Annotated in this window: 14 protein-coding genes, 1 tRNA gene and 4 pseudogenes; 9 read left to right on the plus strand and 10 right to left on the minus strand. The window is 30.9% G+C overall.

Annotated features, from left to right (window positions below; genetic code table 11):
* Nucleotides 1-2 precede the first annotated feature (2 nt).
* The 3 genes from JJC05_RS18100 to JJC05_RS07090 form a co-directional block, all read right to left on the minus strand.
* Nucleotides 3-839 carry a GspE/PulE family protein gene (locus tag JJC05_RS18100; protein ID WP_309597443.1) on the minus strand — a complete coding sequence of 279 codons (837 nt, stop codon included), beginning with the start codon at nucleotides 837-839 and terminating at the stop codon, nucleotides 3-5.
* Complete coding sequence (locus JJC05_RS18105) at nucleotides 784-1,410, minus strand: ATPase, T2SS/T4P/T4SS family (protein WP_309597444.1); 627 nt, start codon at nucleotides 1,408-1,410, stop codon at nucleotides 784-786. The genes JJC05_RS18100 and JJC05_RS18105 overlap by 56 nt, the downstream gene beginning before the upstream one ends.
* A gap of 491 nt (nucleotides 1,411-1,901) precedes the next feature.
* A complete protein-coding gene (locus JJC05_RS07090) occupies nucleotides 1,902-2,327 on the minus strand; it encodes a type IV pilin protein (RefSeq protein ID WP_258929602.1) in 426 nt (141 codons plus the stop codon).
* Nucleotides 2,328-3,822: 1,495 nt separating this feature from the next.
* Between JJC05_RS07090 and JJC05_RS19060 the strand changes: the two are divergent.
* Nucleotides 3,823-4,113, plus strand: a pseudogene (locus JJC05_RS19060) (hypothetical protein); the annotation flags it as partial.
* Between the two features lie 489 nt (nucleotides 4,114-4,602).
* On the opposite strand, the gene JJC05_RS07100 reads toward JJC05_RS19060, so the two are convergent.
* The 5 genes from JJC05_RS07100 to JJC05_RS07120 form a co-directional block, all read right to left on the minus strand.
* A complete protein-coding gene (locus JJC05_RS07100) occupies nucleotides 4,603-4,974 on the minus strand; it encodes a hypothetical protein (protein ID WP_235878632.1) in 372 nt (123 codons plus the stop codon).
* Nucleotides 4,975-5,008: 34 nt separating this feature from the next.
* Nucleotides 5,009-5,941, minus strand: coding sequence for a hypothetical protein (locus JJC05_RS07105; protein ID WP_235878633.1), 933 nt, complete (start codon nucleotides 5,939-5,941; stop codon nucleotides 5,009-5,011).
* Nucleotides 5,942-6,740: 799 nt separating this feature from the next.
* Nucleotides 6,741-7,307, minus strand: coding sequence for an aminoacyl-tRNA hydrolase (gene pth / locus JJC05_RS07110; RefSeq protein ID WP_235878634.1), 567 nt, complete (start codon nucleotides 7,305-7,307; stop codon nucleotides 6,741-6,743).
* Nucleotides 7,308-7,401: 94 nt separating this feature from the next.
* A complete protein-coding gene (locus JJC05_RS07115) occupies nucleotides 7,402-8,010 on the minus strand; it encodes a 50S ribosomal protein L25/general stress protein Ctc (RefSeq protein ID WP_088390075.1) in 609 nt (202 codons plus the stop codon).
* A gap of 30 nt (nucleotides 8,011-8,040) precedes the next feature.
* Entirely contained in the window at nucleotides 8,041-8,982 is a 942-nt protein-coding gene (locus JJC05_RS07120) for a ribose-phosphate pyrophosphokinase (RefSeq protein ID WP_105195548.1), read from the minus strand.
* Nucleotides 8,983-9,173: 191 nt separating this feature from the next.
* Here JJC05_RS07120 and JJC05_RS07125 point away from each other — a divergent pair.
* Nucleotides 9,174-9,253, plus strand: a tRNA-Leu gene (locus JJC05_RS07125).
* Between the two features lie 110 nt (nucleotides 9,254-9,363).
* On the opposite strand, the pseudogene JJC05_RS07130 reads toward JJC05_RS07125, so the two are convergent.
* Together JJC05_RS07130 and JJC05_RS07135 are read right to left on the minus strand one after the other, a co-directional pair.
* Nucleotides 9,364-9,501: pseudogene (locus tag JJC05_RS07130) on the minus strand (transposase); the annotation flags it as partial.
* A gap of 93 nt (nucleotides 9,502-9,594) precedes the next feature.
* Nucleotides 9,595-10,375: pseudogene (locus tag JJC05_RS07135) on the minus strand (IS982 family transposase); the annotation flags it as partial.
* Between the two features lie 215 nt (nucleotides 10,376-10,590).
* Here JJC05_RS07135 and JJC05_RS07140 point away from each other — a divergent pair.
* From JJC05_RS07140 to JJC05_RS07175, 7 genes and pseudogenes are all read left to right on the plus strand, one after another.
* Nucleotides 10,591-10,839, plus strand: coding sequence for an outer membrane beta-barrel protein (locus JJC05_RS07140; protein WP_127823501.1), 249 nt, complete (start codon nucleotides 10,591-10,593; stop codon nucleotides 10,837-10,839).
* 20 nt (nucleotides 10,840-10,859) lie between these two features.
* A complete protein-coding gene (locus JJC05_RS07145; protein WP_235878635.1) occupies nucleotides 10,860-11,711 on the plus strand; it encodes a GNAT family N-acetyltransferase in 852 nt (283 codons plus the stop codon).
* 87 nt (nucleotides 11,712-11,798) lie between these two features.
* A pseudogene (locus JJC05_RS16970) lies at nucleotides 11,799-12,526 on the plus strand (thioesterase II family protein).
* A gap of 17 nt (nucleotides 12,527-12,543) precedes the next feature.
* Complete coding sequence (locus tag JJC05_RS07160; protein WP_235878641.1) at nucleotides 12,544-13,173, plus strand: 4'-phosphopantetheinyl transferase family protein; 630 nt, start codon at nucleotides 12,544-12,546, stop codon at nucleotides 13,171-13,173.
* Between the two features lie 952 nt (nucleotides 13,174-14,125).
* Nucleotides 14,126-14,509 (plus strand): IS110 family transposase, encoded by a 384-nt coding sequence (locus JJC05_RS07165; RefSeq protein ID WP_235877302.1) that lies wholly within the window; start codon nucleotides 14,126-14,128, stop codon nucleotides 14,507-14,509.
* Nucleotides 14,510-14,568: 59 nt separating this feature from the next.
* Nucleotides 14,569-14,922: a hypothetical protein gene (locus tag JJC05_RS07170; RefSeq protein WP_235878161.1), complete on the plus strand. Its 354-nt coding sequence runs from the start codon at nucleotides 14,569-14,571 to the stop codon at nucleotides 14,920-14,922.
* Nucleotides 14,903-15,451: a transposase gene (locus JJC05_RS07175; RefSeq protein ID WP_235878643.1), complete on the plus strand. Its 549-nt coding sequence runs from the start codon at nucleotides 14,903-14,905 to the stop codon at nucleotides 15,449-15,451. Before JJC05_RS07170 ends, JJC05_RS07175 begins: the two co-directional genes overlap by 20 nt.
* Nucleotides 15,452-15,810: the final 359 nt, after the last annotated feature.

Genomic DNA, 15,810 nt, shown 5'->3' on the forward strand with positions numbered 1-15,810 from the left:
TTTTATTGTGCAATTAAAATTGGATAAATTTCATCTAAAGAGGTTTCACCTTTGGCTAGTAGATCAAAAGCTTTATGCGCTAAAGTTTGATATTTGTTATTATTATCAAACATTTCAGCCATTTGATTATGTTTTATAGCCGTGGCCAATTTATTATCAACATTTACTACTTCATAAATAGCAGTTCTACCTTTATAACCTGTATGAAAGCATTGGTTACAACCTGTAGTTTTATAATGTTTTTCAATAGGATATGGGAATTGAAAACTTAGAGGAAAATCATCTAAGTTAACGACAATTTCTGATTTACAGTTTTCGCAAAGTTTTCGCACTAATCGTTGCGCAACAGATAGGTTTAAAGTCTCCGAAATTAGATAAGCGGGTACTCCCATATCTAACAAACGTGACATGGTACCTAAAGCAGAATTAGTATGTATGGTAGATAAAACCAAATGCCCTGTAAGTGAAGCTCTAATAGCCATAAGGGCTGTTTCAGAATCTCGAATTTCGCCCAGCATGATTACATCTGGGTCTTGGCGCAAAAAGGACTTTAATGCTGAGGCAAAGGTAAGCCCTATATCTTCTTTGAGTTGTACTTGATTGATTCCTTTAAGTGTATACTCTATTGGATCTTCAACGGTAACAATATTGCGTTTAGTATCGTTTAATAATTTTAAAGTAGCGTATAAAGTGGTCGTTTTTCCAGAACCTGTAGGGCCACTAATTAAAATTATACCATTAGGCTTTTTTACCGCTTGAAGATATTTTTCTAGTTCATCATCTTTAAAGCCTAACGCATATAGGTCGATATTTGAAGCATCCTGTCCCAATAAACGCATTACTATTTTTTTCACCAAAAAGGGTGGGTAAAATAGACACTCTAATATCAAAATTTTGATTTGTAATACGCCCATCTTGTGGCAATCGTTTTTCTGTAATATTAAGCTTTGCTTTTATTTTTACTTTATTAACAAGTTCTAAATAGTTTTCTTTTTCTATCTTGTATCTTTCTATAAGTTGTCCGTCAATTCGCAAACGAATTCGTGCATTATCTTCGTATACTTCAAAATGAATATCACTACTTTTTAGTGCCTTTGCTTCTTCTAATAAAGATTCTAAAAAATCATTTTTTTCTACATCAAAATTCCTCTTTTTAGTATCTATACGTTCTTTTCTATAATAAATAGACAATGCCTTGCTAATAGCATTAGTTGTGGAATCAAAAAGCTTGACATTTTTACCTGTTAAAAGTTCTAACTCTTCTTGGGTATTTAAATTGTTATTTTTAGTATCTATATATAATTCTAATAGATCCTCATTGGTTTGTTTTGGAATAACACGATAATGATTAGCCAATTCGCCTGAAATAGCTAAAAGACTTTCGGTATCTACCAGTAAAGTATCTTCCATACCTAACATAATAATAGGAAAAAGGGTTCTAGAAAATTTTTAACAATCAATATAAATCCTAATAATATGGACGAAAAACCAGCTAATGGAATAGACTTAATCTCTTTTTTCTTTAAGAATAAAAAATAAAGTATTATAGCAAATAACATACTAGTAATAAGGAATACTAAATATTTTTTCAATTCAAACAATGGCGTAATGGATACAAAAAATAACACATCTCCTAAGCCAAAATACGCTTGTAGTGGATTTGCAAAATTTTTATGTCTTATTCTCATATAAAGAACCATGGCACCAAAAATAAAAAGGAAAAAGCAAATGTTAACTAGTGCGCTTTTTTAAAATTAAGTTCAACGGGAAATGCAAAAGTAAGCTACCTACTATAAGAATTAAAATAGGTAACAAAATATGTAGGGCTCTATATTTCAAATCTTGATAAAAAATAAAACCGAGTATACTTAAGAGTACAACCTGTAAAAACAAATCCACTTTTATTCTTTCGTAACTTCAGTTAGCACTTTCGTATTGTTAATTTCCCAAGTATTAAAAGCACCATCACCATCCATATCCGATACCGCGGTGGCTCTAGCCGAGAAACTCTCATTTGATGATTCCACAATTTCAACACGGTAAATAGCTTGACCTCCTTCATCCACCGTTTTTTCTTGTTCAAAACCTAATTCTTCCAGACTGCTTGAAAATTTAGAATATCTATAAAAATAACTTTTTTCTAAACCATATATCTGATTTAACATAGCTTGTGCTTCAATAGATTTGGCTTGACTGATAACGGAAGTCTGATTGGGTAATACCATCAGCAGTAAGATTCCAATAATACAAAGTACAATGAGTATTTCTGTTAAAGAGTACGCCTTGACCATCAAGTATTTATTGAAATCTAAAAACTTATTTTTCATAGGTTTAAGAGAAATTTCGGGCGCAAAAATAGGAATTGTATTTGAGAAAACAGTGTTTTTTCTATTTAAAGTGATTGTAATATTCTATAAAAATATTTAGAAGGTGTATACTACTTAGAAAAAAATATAAAATTTAGCTACTTTTACACGCTTAATCAATACTAAATCAGTTAAATTTTTATTTTAAAAAGATCTTCAATGACAATCAATTCCTTTCTTAAAGAAATATTAGCAGCATTCTTTTTTATTTACTTTGAATATTTTTTCGCAGGATTTTCGTGAAATTCAAAAGCAAAATGCAAGAGCTACAGGTTATGCTATTATAGCTTCAAAAAATCCAAATGTCCGTTTTTCTGTACTCGTAATCCCTTGGGATAAGCAAAAAACTTTAGAAGAAAATGCCAATATTCAAATTAATTCATCATGGCATGCTCAATGTGCCATTAAAGGAAATTTTTTTGACCAAGTATTTGATGGAAGTAATTTTACAAACTACAGCTCTGTAGTTACAAGTCAAGAAGAATTTGATTTATATAAAAATACAGGCTCAGAATGGTGGATTGCATGTAGTACACTACCGGCATTCAGTAGTGGTATTGGAGAATCATTCTCTAAAGAACATACCATAACCGATTATTCTCCTTTATTAAAATTAAAAAGATCTACTGATCAAGGAGGATACATACAAGGAATTCAAACACAGTTAAAAAACGGAATTCCCAATTGGTTTTTTGGAAACTTACATGCTGATAAATGGATTGTTTCTAAAGGAGATTTTCAAAACGCAAAATTAGCTGTATCAGAAAACGGGAATGTGGGTATAGGTACTGATAATCCATTATCAAAACTTGATGTCTTTGGAGATATCTCTTTAAATTATCAACATGGTGCTTCGCCAATTTTTAGAGCTCCATTTGGAAGTCCTGATGCAGGAGCAATAGACTTTGGAAATGGTACCGGTTGGAAATTCCATATTCGCAGAAGAAATGATAACGCAAAACTAATTACATTCATAGATAACGGTAGTATGGGTTTAGGAACGGAATCGCCTACTGAAAAATTAGATGTTCGTGGAGATATAAAATTTGGAAGTATTTTAAGAACTGATAAAAGAATGCATATTACTGGTGGTGAAAGCTTATACCTTTTGAATAAAGGAGGTGTAATAATATCTAAATCATGGGAAGGTAATGGAAATTTAAATGTAGAAGGGAATACTGTCCTTAGTGGGAATGTAGGGATTGGTCTTTCTAACCCTCTAGGTAAATTCCATGTAGGCGATGATACAACATCTGGCATCATTTTAAATAATAAGATTGGAAGTGTAGTATCTCAAATTCCAGCTCAAATTGCATGGGCAGAGTCAGGAAATTTAGGACAAGCAGGTGATTTAATTATTAGTCCTCGAACCGACATTTCTGGTTCGGTTAAATTCTTTACATATAATGGTAAAGATATCGCCGAAAGATTCAAAATATCAGGAAAAGGCGATGCTTCTCTTCAAGGGAAATTAGAAGCTAAAGAATTAAAAATAACTACAACACCAACAGCAGACTTTGTATTTGCTGAGAATTATAATTTACCAAAACTAGAAGAGGTTGAAAAACACCTAAAAGAAAAAAAACATTTACCTGAAATTGCCTCCGCAAAAGAAATGGAAAAAGAAGGGGTTAATGTGGGAGAATTTCAAATTAAATTATTGCAAAAAATAGAAGAGCTAACACTTTATGTGATTGAACAAAATAAGAAAATAAAAGAACTCGAAACTCGGTTAAAAAGCAATTAACATAATATACTATTTATTATGAAACGTGTAAGATGAGAAGTCAGACTCTAATTCCACTAATAAGTTTACAAGTTAAAAATGGAAGCTTGGATTTTTAAACCTAAACTTTTGTAGGCACATTCAAAACTGGGGTTTTTCATTTAAAAACTCATATAAAACAACACGTTTAAACAACTTTCAACACGAAATACCACTTCTTGATGATTTCGATAGTTTTTACAAGGAAAACGTGTCTTATCATGATGCTTTCAACCCTATTTCCGAACCAAATAGACGTAAAAAATAAAAAGACCGAAATTGAAAATCAATTTCGGTCTTTTTTATCCATTTTTAAGCTGATGTGGTTTTACTTCTGAATGTATTTTTGCATAAAAAATCAACTGATTTATATCATCTGTATGACTGATTCGGAAATAAATTTAAGATTCAAAACCCTTTACTTCTGAATTCACCTCCATTTTAGAGCAAAAACTTTAAAAATAGAGATTTTTATTTTTTATTTAATATTGTTTGCAATTGTTTTTTTAGTTCTTGAATTTCTTTATTTTGTTGAATTAAATACAACGTAAGTTCTTCTATTTTTTCTTGTTGTATTTTAGTTATTTCACCTAATTCTAAACCTTTTTCTGTAATTTCTTGAGCAGACGGTACGTTAGGTAAATGTTTATTTTTATTTATAAACGTCTCTACTTCATTCAAACTACGTAATTTATAATCTTTAGTAAAAACATAATCAGCCCAAGTATTGTATACTTTAACTTCTTCTGCTCTTATACGTCCTTTAACGGAAAGTTTATATTCTTTATTGCCATCAACAGGATCTACAAATTTATCTGTTCCTATACCAATATGTGTATCCACAAAAACATCACTATCAAATTTAGAAGAACCTGTTTTAACCCAAAAAGTATGTGCAATAGGCCAAGCTTGTGTCCCTCCTAATATTACGTGAGTATCTTTTTAGGCATTTCCAGAAATACAAAATCAGCACCATTATTAGAAACCGCAAAACAATCTTTTGCGTAGCATCGGTAAATTTAAAATACCCATACCCTCCTTGTCTTGCCTGAACAATAAAACGACTAGCATCAGCTCTATCAGTTAAACTAAACCAAAAGGAAGATTCATTTGGATTTATATTAGATTTAGGAAAATCAAATAATTGAAGTGTCCTATCAGCTCCTGAAGTACTTACTGGGTAGCCCGCATTTATAATTCTACATTTATTATTTCTATCATTTATATCAGTAAACGTTTGACCATCTGGAAAACTTCCTGCAACCTCTAGTTTTGAATATGAAATAGCTGTTCCTATTCCGATATTTCCAGATTTTGCATCAATATTTAGCATAGAAGAACCATTTGAAGAACTTATAAAGTTTAGTTTTTTACCATCCATATTTACTGTTCTATCCCCTTGAATTTTACCATCACTACCATAAATATCCGAATAGGTAGCTCCTGAACCAGCTATTGGAGTTAATATTACATTTCCTTGACTGTCTACTGTTAAAGCTTTACCATTGGGTTGTTCCATTGAACTTGTACTTTTTAACTGTGTAAACTTAAGCCCTGAAACCCCATCTATTTCACTATCTACTTCTAATTTTGCTTTTGGACTCGTTATCCCTAAAGTTGGGACATCTTTTACTTCAGATAAAGGTTTTTGAACAAAAACTTCAGTATTACCCCCATCATTTTTTGATACCATTTTTGAGGCATTTGATTTTGTTTGTAAAGTTTTATTGTTGTTATTATAAACCTGTGCTTGTGTATAAAAAAAAGACATTATGACTATAAGTATACATACATGTTTTTTGTTTTTCATTCTTTAATTTTTTATTTTTTGCAAAAATACTATAAATAATTTATTGACCACAGAATTTAAATTATAATCACATTGCATTAACTATAGAATACAAAAGCAAGGAATTTCATTTTAAACTCCCAATAATTCCAACCACTTTGTATTAAGTAAAAATATTTCTTCTGTCACGAATTTTAAATAACTGTACATATAAGTTTGGTTTTATGACGAAATCTATTGGTTCATCAAGATACGCCTGTTTTATTTTTTAAACCCAGATTACGTGATAGGTTTTATGACAGATATAAAAAAGTAAATAAAACTTTTTTCCAAATATTAAACCTTAAAAACAAAAAACGTAACATATAGCCTATCATTTATCTCTTTGACCAGAATAATTTCTGTTCATTTCGAAATTCAGTTAATATTTTTAATAATACCGTTTAAACTTCCTTTTTATTTCTAATAAATTCCCAACACAGAATCGGGGTTTATAATAATACTGTAAAGGAGAACTAGGGAGAATCAAAAAAATTACAAAGACTTAAACATAACATTATTTACAAAAGTGCTATTTATAAGATATTATTTATTTAGATATGTTGGAAATGATACTAAAAAAGTTTGAAGGAAATGAATAGGTTTGTTAAATAAAAACTACTCCATTCAAAAAAAATGATGACATCATCTGTTAAATTATTAGAATCACCAAAAGAGCTAAGCGAATCAATTAACCCTAGCACTTTACATCCTCATTACAGAGAAAACAGCAATCTAATATAAAAAATAGTACTCTATACGAGGAACAAAAAGAAATTCTTTATTTGCCATTAAATACGCTCATCGTGTTTCCGATACCTGCTAACGCAAAGGATTCAACTGCTGCGGCAGACTGTTCTAAACGCTCATCTAATTTTTCTTTTTCCTGTTCATCCCATTCACCTAATACATAATCGACTTGTTTTCCCTTTTTGAAATCATCACTTATCCCAAAACGGAATCGTGGGTAATCAGTTGAGTTAAGTAATAATTGTATATTTTTTAATCCGTTATGTCCTCCATCGCTTCCTTTTGGCTTTATACGTAAAGTACCAAAAGATAGGTTTAAATCATCCGTAATGATAAGAATATTTTCTTTATCAATATTTTCTTTATCCATCCAGTATTGAACTGCTTTTCCGCTTAAATTCATATAGGTATTAGGTTTTAATAAAAATAAGGTTTTCCCTTTTAGTTTTATTTCAGCCATTGTACCCAGTTTTACGGTATTAAATTCTACCTTATGCTTTTTGGCTAAAAAATCAAGCACTTTAAAACCTATGTTATGACGTGTATTAACATACTCGGCACCAATATTTCCTAAACCTACTATTAAAAATTTTTTCATCTAAATGATATCAAAATATTTATCTATAAAGAGAGTATAACGAATAAAAAAGTGCTCACAGTTGTGAGCACTTTTGCAAAATATTTTAAGGAAATTATTTTTTCTTTCCTTTTGCCCCTTTTTCTGCTTTTGCAGCTTCTTGAGCAGCTTTCATAGCAGCACGTGAAATTCTTACTTGACATACTACCGTATTATCTGGGTGTAAAAACTTGTACGCATCTGTGTGTAATTTAGTAATATATAATTTATTACCCATTTCTAATTCAGAAATATCTGTTTCGATAAAATCTGGTAAGTTAGCTGGTAAAGCTTTCACTTTCAATTTACGTTGGTTAAGACGTAATACACCACCTGCCATAACTCCTTTAGAATTACCTACAACTTTCACTGGAATTTCCATTGTAACCTCTTTGTTTTCAAACAACTGATAGAAGTCAATATGTAAGATTTTATCTGACACTGGGTGAAACTGAATGTCTTGTAATACAGCATTAAAAGTTTTACCGTTTTCTAATTCAACCACAACAGTGTGTGCATTAGGAGTGTAAACCAAGTTTTTAAACGCTTTTTCTTCAGCAGCGAAGTGTACTGGTTGATCTCCTCCGTATAACACGCAAGGAATCATTCCAGCATTACGTAAGGCTTTAGTAGATACTTTACCCACGCTTTCTCTTTCTGATCCTTTAATTGTAATTGATTTCATTTAAAAAAATATAAAAATTAATAATATAATTTACATAATAAATTTGCTACTTATTGAATTATTGGAGTGTACCATTCGCATTACATCTGCAAATAATTCAGTACAACTTACCACTTTTATTTTTGCTGATTCTTTCTTTAATGGTATTGAATCCGTTACGATTAATTCTGTTAGACTAGAATTTTCTATTCTTTCTATTGCATTACCAGATAAAATAGCATGAGTGCAAATAGCACGTACACTCAACGCCCCTTTTTCTAACATTAAATCAGCTGCTTTAGCTAATGTACCTCCTGTATCTATCATGTCATCAACAAGGATAACATTTCGCCCTTTTACTTCACCAATTAACTCCATTGATTCAATAATATTGGCTGCTTTTCTTTGTTTATAACAAATTACCACATCTGAGCTTAGAAACTTAGAATAAGCATAGGCTCTCTTTGATCCTCCCATATCAGGAGAAGCAATTGTTAAATTTTCTAAACCTAATGATTGAACATAAGGCAAGAAGATCGTTGAAGCAAACAAGTGATCAACTGGTTTCTCAAAAAAGCCCTGAATCTGATCTGCATGCAAATCCATGGTCATGATTCGAGTAGCTCCTGCACTTTCGAGTAACTTAGCGACCAACTTTGCTCCTATAGGAACTCTTGGTTTGTCTTTTCTATCTTGTCGAGCCCAACCAAAATAAGGTATTACTGCCGTTATGTGTCTTGCTGAAGCTCTTTTAGCAGCGTCAATCATTAGCAAAAGTTCCATTAAATTATCAGAACTTGGAAATGTTGAACACACAATAAAGACTCTTAATCCTCTTATTGATTCCTCAAAAGAAGGCTGAAATTCACCATCACTATAATGGGAAAATGTTACTTTCCCTAGTTTTACGCCGTATTTTTCGGCAATTTTTTCAGCTAGGTATACACTTTGTGAACAAGCAAAAATTTTTGCTTCTGGTTCTAAATGTGGCATTAGGTTACTTTTTTTATATTAGCTAAACTAATTTTTTAAAATTAATTTAGTTAATTGTAGTTAGTTATGTGTTGTGTTGCTTTTAATGCGTTGCAAATTTAGAAATTAAAATCAACTTGAAAACATAATTTTCGATATTTTTTTATGATTATTCATTTTTTTGTTTACATTTGCACTCACAATCATCAGATGCCCGGATGGCGGAATTGGTAGACGCGCACGACTCAAACTCGTGTACTTAGGTGTGTGGGTTCGATTCCCACTCCGGGTACGAATTAAAATCCTTAACAATCTATAATCTTAGAAAGTTAAGGATTTTTTGTTTGACAACTTGAATGATTTTTGTATTGTAAAACAGGATCAAGAAAATAAAGTTGGGGATTAAGCAAAAAGATTGGACAATCTGAATAAGAAAAAATCGATATTTCTTACCCCTCTAGACTGACTTCTAAAGGCTTTTATTTTTGCATTAAAAGATTCAGCAGCTGCATTAGTACTTCTATTATCAAAATAGTTTATACCATTTTAGTTTTGAAATTACCTAAACCAAAACTCACTAGAAAATACGCGAATCAAGAGATATTACACGATATTATTATACCCCGTAGTGCATTATTGAATTAGATTAATTTTTAAATTATTGATATTTCTATTGAATACGAATCTGTTTAAATATTGTATAGTTGTTAGTGTTGTTATTTTCGAAAGAATTCTTGTTTTAAATCCTTGGAAAGACTTAGCGTAATTTCTTTTTATCATGAATTGGTCGCATAATTGAGAGAATAAAGTTTCTATTCGTTTTCTGAATTTTTTGAACTGATAAAACTGAGGTTTATTCTTTTTGGTGTATCTAATTGTATATTAACCTCGTTAAACAAATCAAGCTGAATGGTTTGAGAGAGATAGCCTCTTCGCCAAGTAATACACAGTCTAATAGTTGAGATTTTATATCTTTTAGATAATGAATATCATGAACAGAAGCAGGTGTTAAATCGAAACTCTAAAAAACACCTTCAATAGAACAAACTGCATGTAATTTGTAGCCGTAATAATGTAATTTTTGAGAAGCACAAAACCCTTTATTTGGTCGTGCATAATCTTCTTCTTTGCATATTTTACTTCTTGAAGAACGGGCTATTTTACAAACTTCCAAGGGCATACTATCAACCACAAAATAATTTTCAAATTCATTAAACTTTTCAACCATTTTTATTCTGATTTTTTCGATATAAGGAAACAACTGTCGTTTTCTTCTATTGTATAGACTTCGCTCGATTTTTAAACCAATCTCAAGCCCTTGAATTTCTCTAAAAAGCTGATGTTCAGAATCTATAGATTTAAATTCAGCCAAAACTATTAAAATAATCACCTCAATATCAGATAATTTTGGTTTTATGGGTTTGAAATAGAAATTCTCAGTTTTCTTTAATTTTCGTAAGTTGCCTGTAAGTTACTCATGATTGTAATCGACTGGTAATCATTACAATTTAATATTTTTTAGTATTTTGAGCAACTTATTTTTATAATGCACTACGGGTTAAAGTAGAAGTTATAGCATTTTACAATAGCCCAAAGAATGATGGTTTTCTACAAATAAAATCTTGCTGAATGCTTTCTTCCGCTGTTAAAAAAGCATTTTTTGACGGAAAGTTAGATTGCAGTGCCGGTGTAAACGACTTATTTTATTCAAATCGACGCAGGACAAAAGTTGATTTTGAAAATCAAAATTGGAACTATAATGCTAAGGATGATACCCGCCGTTTAGTTGTAAGTATTAACTATAACTTTGGAAAAATTAAAGTTACTGAAAGAAAAACAACTGGCAACGAAGAAGAAAAAAAACGACTCAACAAGTAATAAAGTAAAAAAGACGAATTATGATAAAGAGATATATAAACTTAGATAGCGAACAAGAAAGTAGTGTAAAAAGCTTAATAAAGGAGTGTGAAGAGTATGACAATTCAGTTATTCCTGTTCAATTTGATCATAGTTTGAACTATTTTTCAGAAATGAATTCCTGGTTCCTCTACTTTGAGGAAGAAGAACTGATAGGTATGATATCTATATTCAATCCGCTATCAGAAATTGCCGAAATATCAGGTTGTGTTAAACCTAATAAAAGGAATAAAGGGAAATTCAATGAATTAATTGTTTCCTCCTATAATGAATTGAGCGTCTATAATATAAAATCGGTTTTGTTTGTTGTTGATAATGATTCAAAAGCGGGTATGGGAATTGCTGAAAAGTTGAATTTAAAATGCGATCATATTGAGTACCTGATGAAATATGAACAATTTAAAGAAAAATACAACTCATCAATTCAGTTTCGTGATGCTAATTTCAATGATGTAGATGATTTTATAAGGATCAATTCAGAACTTTTTCATGAAACTCATGAAGAATCAGAAAAAATGATAATGTCTTGCTTGCAATCAAATGAGAGAAAACAGTATATGGCAGAGATTGATAATACAATTATCGGGATTTGTACATTGTTTTATTCCGATAATAAGGTGATTATATATGGATTAGGTATCAGTGAAGTTTATCAGGGGAAAGGGCATGGGCATGATCTTATCAATTCAGTTTTTAATCTGCTGAAGAATAAGAATTATGAATTGGAATTAGAAGTGGATAGCTTGAATGAGAAGGCATATAACTTATACAAAAAAGTAGGTTTTAAAGAAACTAGAGTCGTAAATTATTATGAAAAAGAATGTATAGGATGATAAAATATCACCAAACGAATAATGAATTCATTTATTACCGAAAAAAGATTGAACATGAATAAGGAACAACTGCCACAATTATTTTTAATGCACTATGCAGGAGGAAGCTCCTATTCTTTAAATTTTCTAAAGAAAAAATTGGAATATTTTTTTGACATAATTAGTCTTGAATTACCCGGAAGAGGCGACAGAATGGAAGAAGAATTAATTAAAAACCGAGATGAAGCTGTAGAGGACCAATTGAGGCAATTTAATAAATTCCGAAGACTAAATACCCCAGTTGCAATTTATGGGCATAGTATGGGTGCTCTTTTGGGATTTGAATTAGTAAAAAAATTGAGAAACAAAATAGTAAGGTTTCTTGTTTGATTGTTACGGGTTGTACTGGTCCCGGGATTTTTGAAGGAGAATTTCGCTATAATTTGCCCAAAGATAAATTTATTATGGCTCTGAAAGAATTGGGAGGAATTCCTGACGAAGTTTATGAGTCGGAAGAATTGTTTGACTTCTTTGAGCCAATTTTGAGGGCAGATTTTGAGATAGTTGAACAGGAATACGAAAGCATTTCAGAAGGAAAAATTAATTGCCCTATTTTTTGTGTAATGGGATCAGAAGAAAAAAATGCATCTAATATCTCTAATTGGAAAAACTATACCCATTCCAATTTTGAGCATCAGCAATTCTGCGGGAATCATTTTTTTATTAATCAGCATTCAGAAAAATTGACAGACTTTATAGAAAAAGCATATCATGCATCTTTGGATTTAGAATTAAATGGAGTAAGAAGAGGAAATGAGTGCATCATTAGATTTTAATTTTTAAAAAATATGTTTTGACTCATATTTATTATGCTTACATATCTGAAGAATATCATGAAAATTTCTTAAAAAATGAGTTGGTAAAATTCCCAACAGTTTTTCAAGAAAAAATTAAGGAATACAGAAAATGGCAAGATGCTCAATTATCACTTTCTGGTAGAGTATTATTGCTTCAAGGGATTCAAGAGGTTTATAATTTGGATTATTCAGATAAAGAGGTTTGTTATACAAAATTCAATAAGCCTTATTTTCTTAACGATTCCATTCACTTCAATATTTCACATTCAGGTGATATAGTGATTTGTGCTATCGCTAAAGAGAATGAAGTAGGTATTGATATTGAAAAGATATCCAATATCGAAATAGTAGATTTTGAAAAACAATTTACTACAAATGAATGGGCGAAGATTATAAATTCTAATGCACGAGAAGAAACTTTTTTTGAATTTTGGGCACAAAAAGAAGCAGTTATAAAAGCACACGGTTATGGTTTAACGATTCCTTTACAATCCTTTGAGATTTTAGATAATAAAACAATAATAAATGAGGAAATATATCACTTAAAAGAGCTGAAAATAGACGAGGAATACAAGTGCTTTATTTCTACAAAACAGTTTAGCAACACTTCAATTATTAAAAAGTAAACAATATAAAATGAAAAAAATAATTAAACTTTTTTTACTATTAAATCTATTTATTATACCTCTGTTTTCACAAAATAGTGCGGTAAAACTGGAAAAAACTACAACTTTTTTTCCAGAACAAGAAGAAATTATACCATTTAGACTTAAAATATACTGGATTAAAAAGGAAGTTCTCGATACGTTTTTTTTTATTTTAAAAAGAACTCGAACAGACGGTTGAGTCTATAATTGAAATGATCATTAGTTTGAGCGCGAAGCCAATGTCATTAAGTTAAGGAAATTTAATTCAAAAATCACTTTGTTATATTGATGATTTTAAAAAGATTATGTGATTTCTCCTTATGTCGAAATGACAAGATTATGAAAATTTTCTTGAATAAATCACCCTTCTGTTTGTCACTCCGACGCAAGGAGGAGTCGCTTAATCTAATTCAATTTTTGAGCCTGCTGTGTTGTTTACTTTATGTGATTTCTCCTTATGTCGAAATGACAAGATTATAAAAATTTTCTTGAATAAATCACCGTTCTGTTTGTCACTCCGACGCAAGGAGGAGTCGCTTAATCTAATTCATTTTTTGAGCGTGCTGTGTTGTTTACTTTATGTGATCCCTCCTTCCGTCGGGATGAAACGAGAGGCTTAACTTAATGACATTGAGTGCGAAGCGCATCGAGAACGAACACTCATTTTTGTTGTTTTTGTAGAGGTACTATTTTTAAACCCAGATTTCAAGAAAGTATTGTTCTTTGACAAATGAGAGCTAACTTGTACTTGCGAGCGAAGCCTATGTATAAAATGGTGAATTTATCCCCTCCCAGATTTTGGCTGAAATGTAAAAAGGCTTCCATTTGGAAGCCCTTTGAGACAATCAATGATGAAACACCATGTTATCTCGTATAGAATAATTTAAGCAAAGATATTACATTTCCTCGCATTTTAATAAAAAAATATTTTATGAAAAGTTTCGAAAAAATGCAAATTGTAAATCCCAATGCTGCAGGAATTGATGTTGGGTCACGTTCTCATTTTGTAGCCATAGGACAGGATGAAAATCAAATTAGAGAATTTAATGTTTATCAATCAGGATTATGCGCTTTGGTAGCTTATCTTCAAGAGAACAAGATTCGTAGTGTTGCTTTGGAGTCCACAGGGAGTTATTGGCAATCTTTGTTTATGATCTTGCAGGGAAATGGTTTTGAAGTTCTTTTGGTTCAAGGGACTCAAACAAAAAACCTCAAAGCAAAGACAGATGTGAAAGATGCACAATGGATACAGAAACTTCATTCTTTAGGGCTATTACGAGGTTCTTTTTGCCCTCTGAAACCACTTTGCAGATAAGAACACTTCATAGACATCGTTCTAGTTTGATTGAACAAAGTTCAGGCTTTGTAAACAAAATGCAAAAAGCATTACGTTTAATGAACTTCAGACTCGACGTTGTGATAAGTGACATCACAGGAGTTTCTGGAATAAGAGTAATTGAGATGATACTATCAGGTGAAACTTCAGGTGAAAAATTAGCTGAATATTGCGACAAACGAGTTAAAAAAAGCAAAGAAGAAATAGCCGACGCTTTACAAGGTAAAATAAACAATGAATACCTACATGAGCTTTCCGATTGTTATGATATTTACAGACTTATTCAAGATAAAATAAAAAACACCGACACTCGTATTGATCAAGTGCTGAAAAAATCAAACCAGAGAAATTGTTTTATCAGAAGATATCGAATTGGTAAAGAAACAGAATAAAGGGAAAAACCAACCCAAATTTGATGTACAGAAATATAGTTTAAAACTTTTTGGAGTAGATCTCTTTGCTATAGAATCAGTTTGCTCAGGAACCGTTACTAGTTTTTTAGCCGAAATAGGCACCGATATATATAAATTCAAGACCTCCAAGCAATTTGTGAATTGGCTCAGGTTAGCTCCAAATAATAAAATTAGTGGAGGTAAGGTTTTGAGTAGCAGAACTCCAAAAGGGAAAAATAAATTTGCATTGACATTAAGAAATGCGGCAAATACAATTGAAAGAAAAAAAGAAGGTTACCTCGTTATGTTCTTTAAAAGGATTTCTTTTAAAAAAGGAAGAGGTGCTGCAATTACAGCAACAGCAAGAAAAATAGCAGTTATAATTTGGAATATGATAGTCAAAAAACAACATTATATACCAATAAATACAAACGAATATATTCAAGAAATGAAGAATAAAAAAACGATACAAATTAAAAAAATGATTAAAAAATACGGAATCGAAACTACTTCTTTATCAATTCCTTAAATTAAGTTAGATAGAATTACGCATTAGACCCGAGCGTAGCGAATAGACGAAGTAATATCATTTAAGGTTCAAATTTACTGTAATAATATCGTGTAATATCTCTTGATTCGTATATTCTGTAGTGAGTTTTGGTTTAGGTAATTTTAAAACTAAAATGGTATTATTTTTTTTGCTCCATAATTAAAAATCGAACCAAAAAATAATATAAAATCATTAGGAGGGCTAACTCCAGAAGAAGTTGTGCTTTTATTAGGTAGTAGTTGTGTACAATGGGCAATAATGAGATAAGCGAAAGAAATTTACCATTACGCGTTAAAATAAACTTATTAAGCTTTTTCGTATACCAAAATGAAAAATCG

Source organism: Flavobacterium davisii (genome assembly GCF_019565505.1).
In the GTDB taxonomy this organism is placed as follows: Bacteria; Bacteroidota; Bacteroidia; order Flavobacteriales; family Flavobacteriaceae; genus Flavobacterium; species Flavobacterium davisii.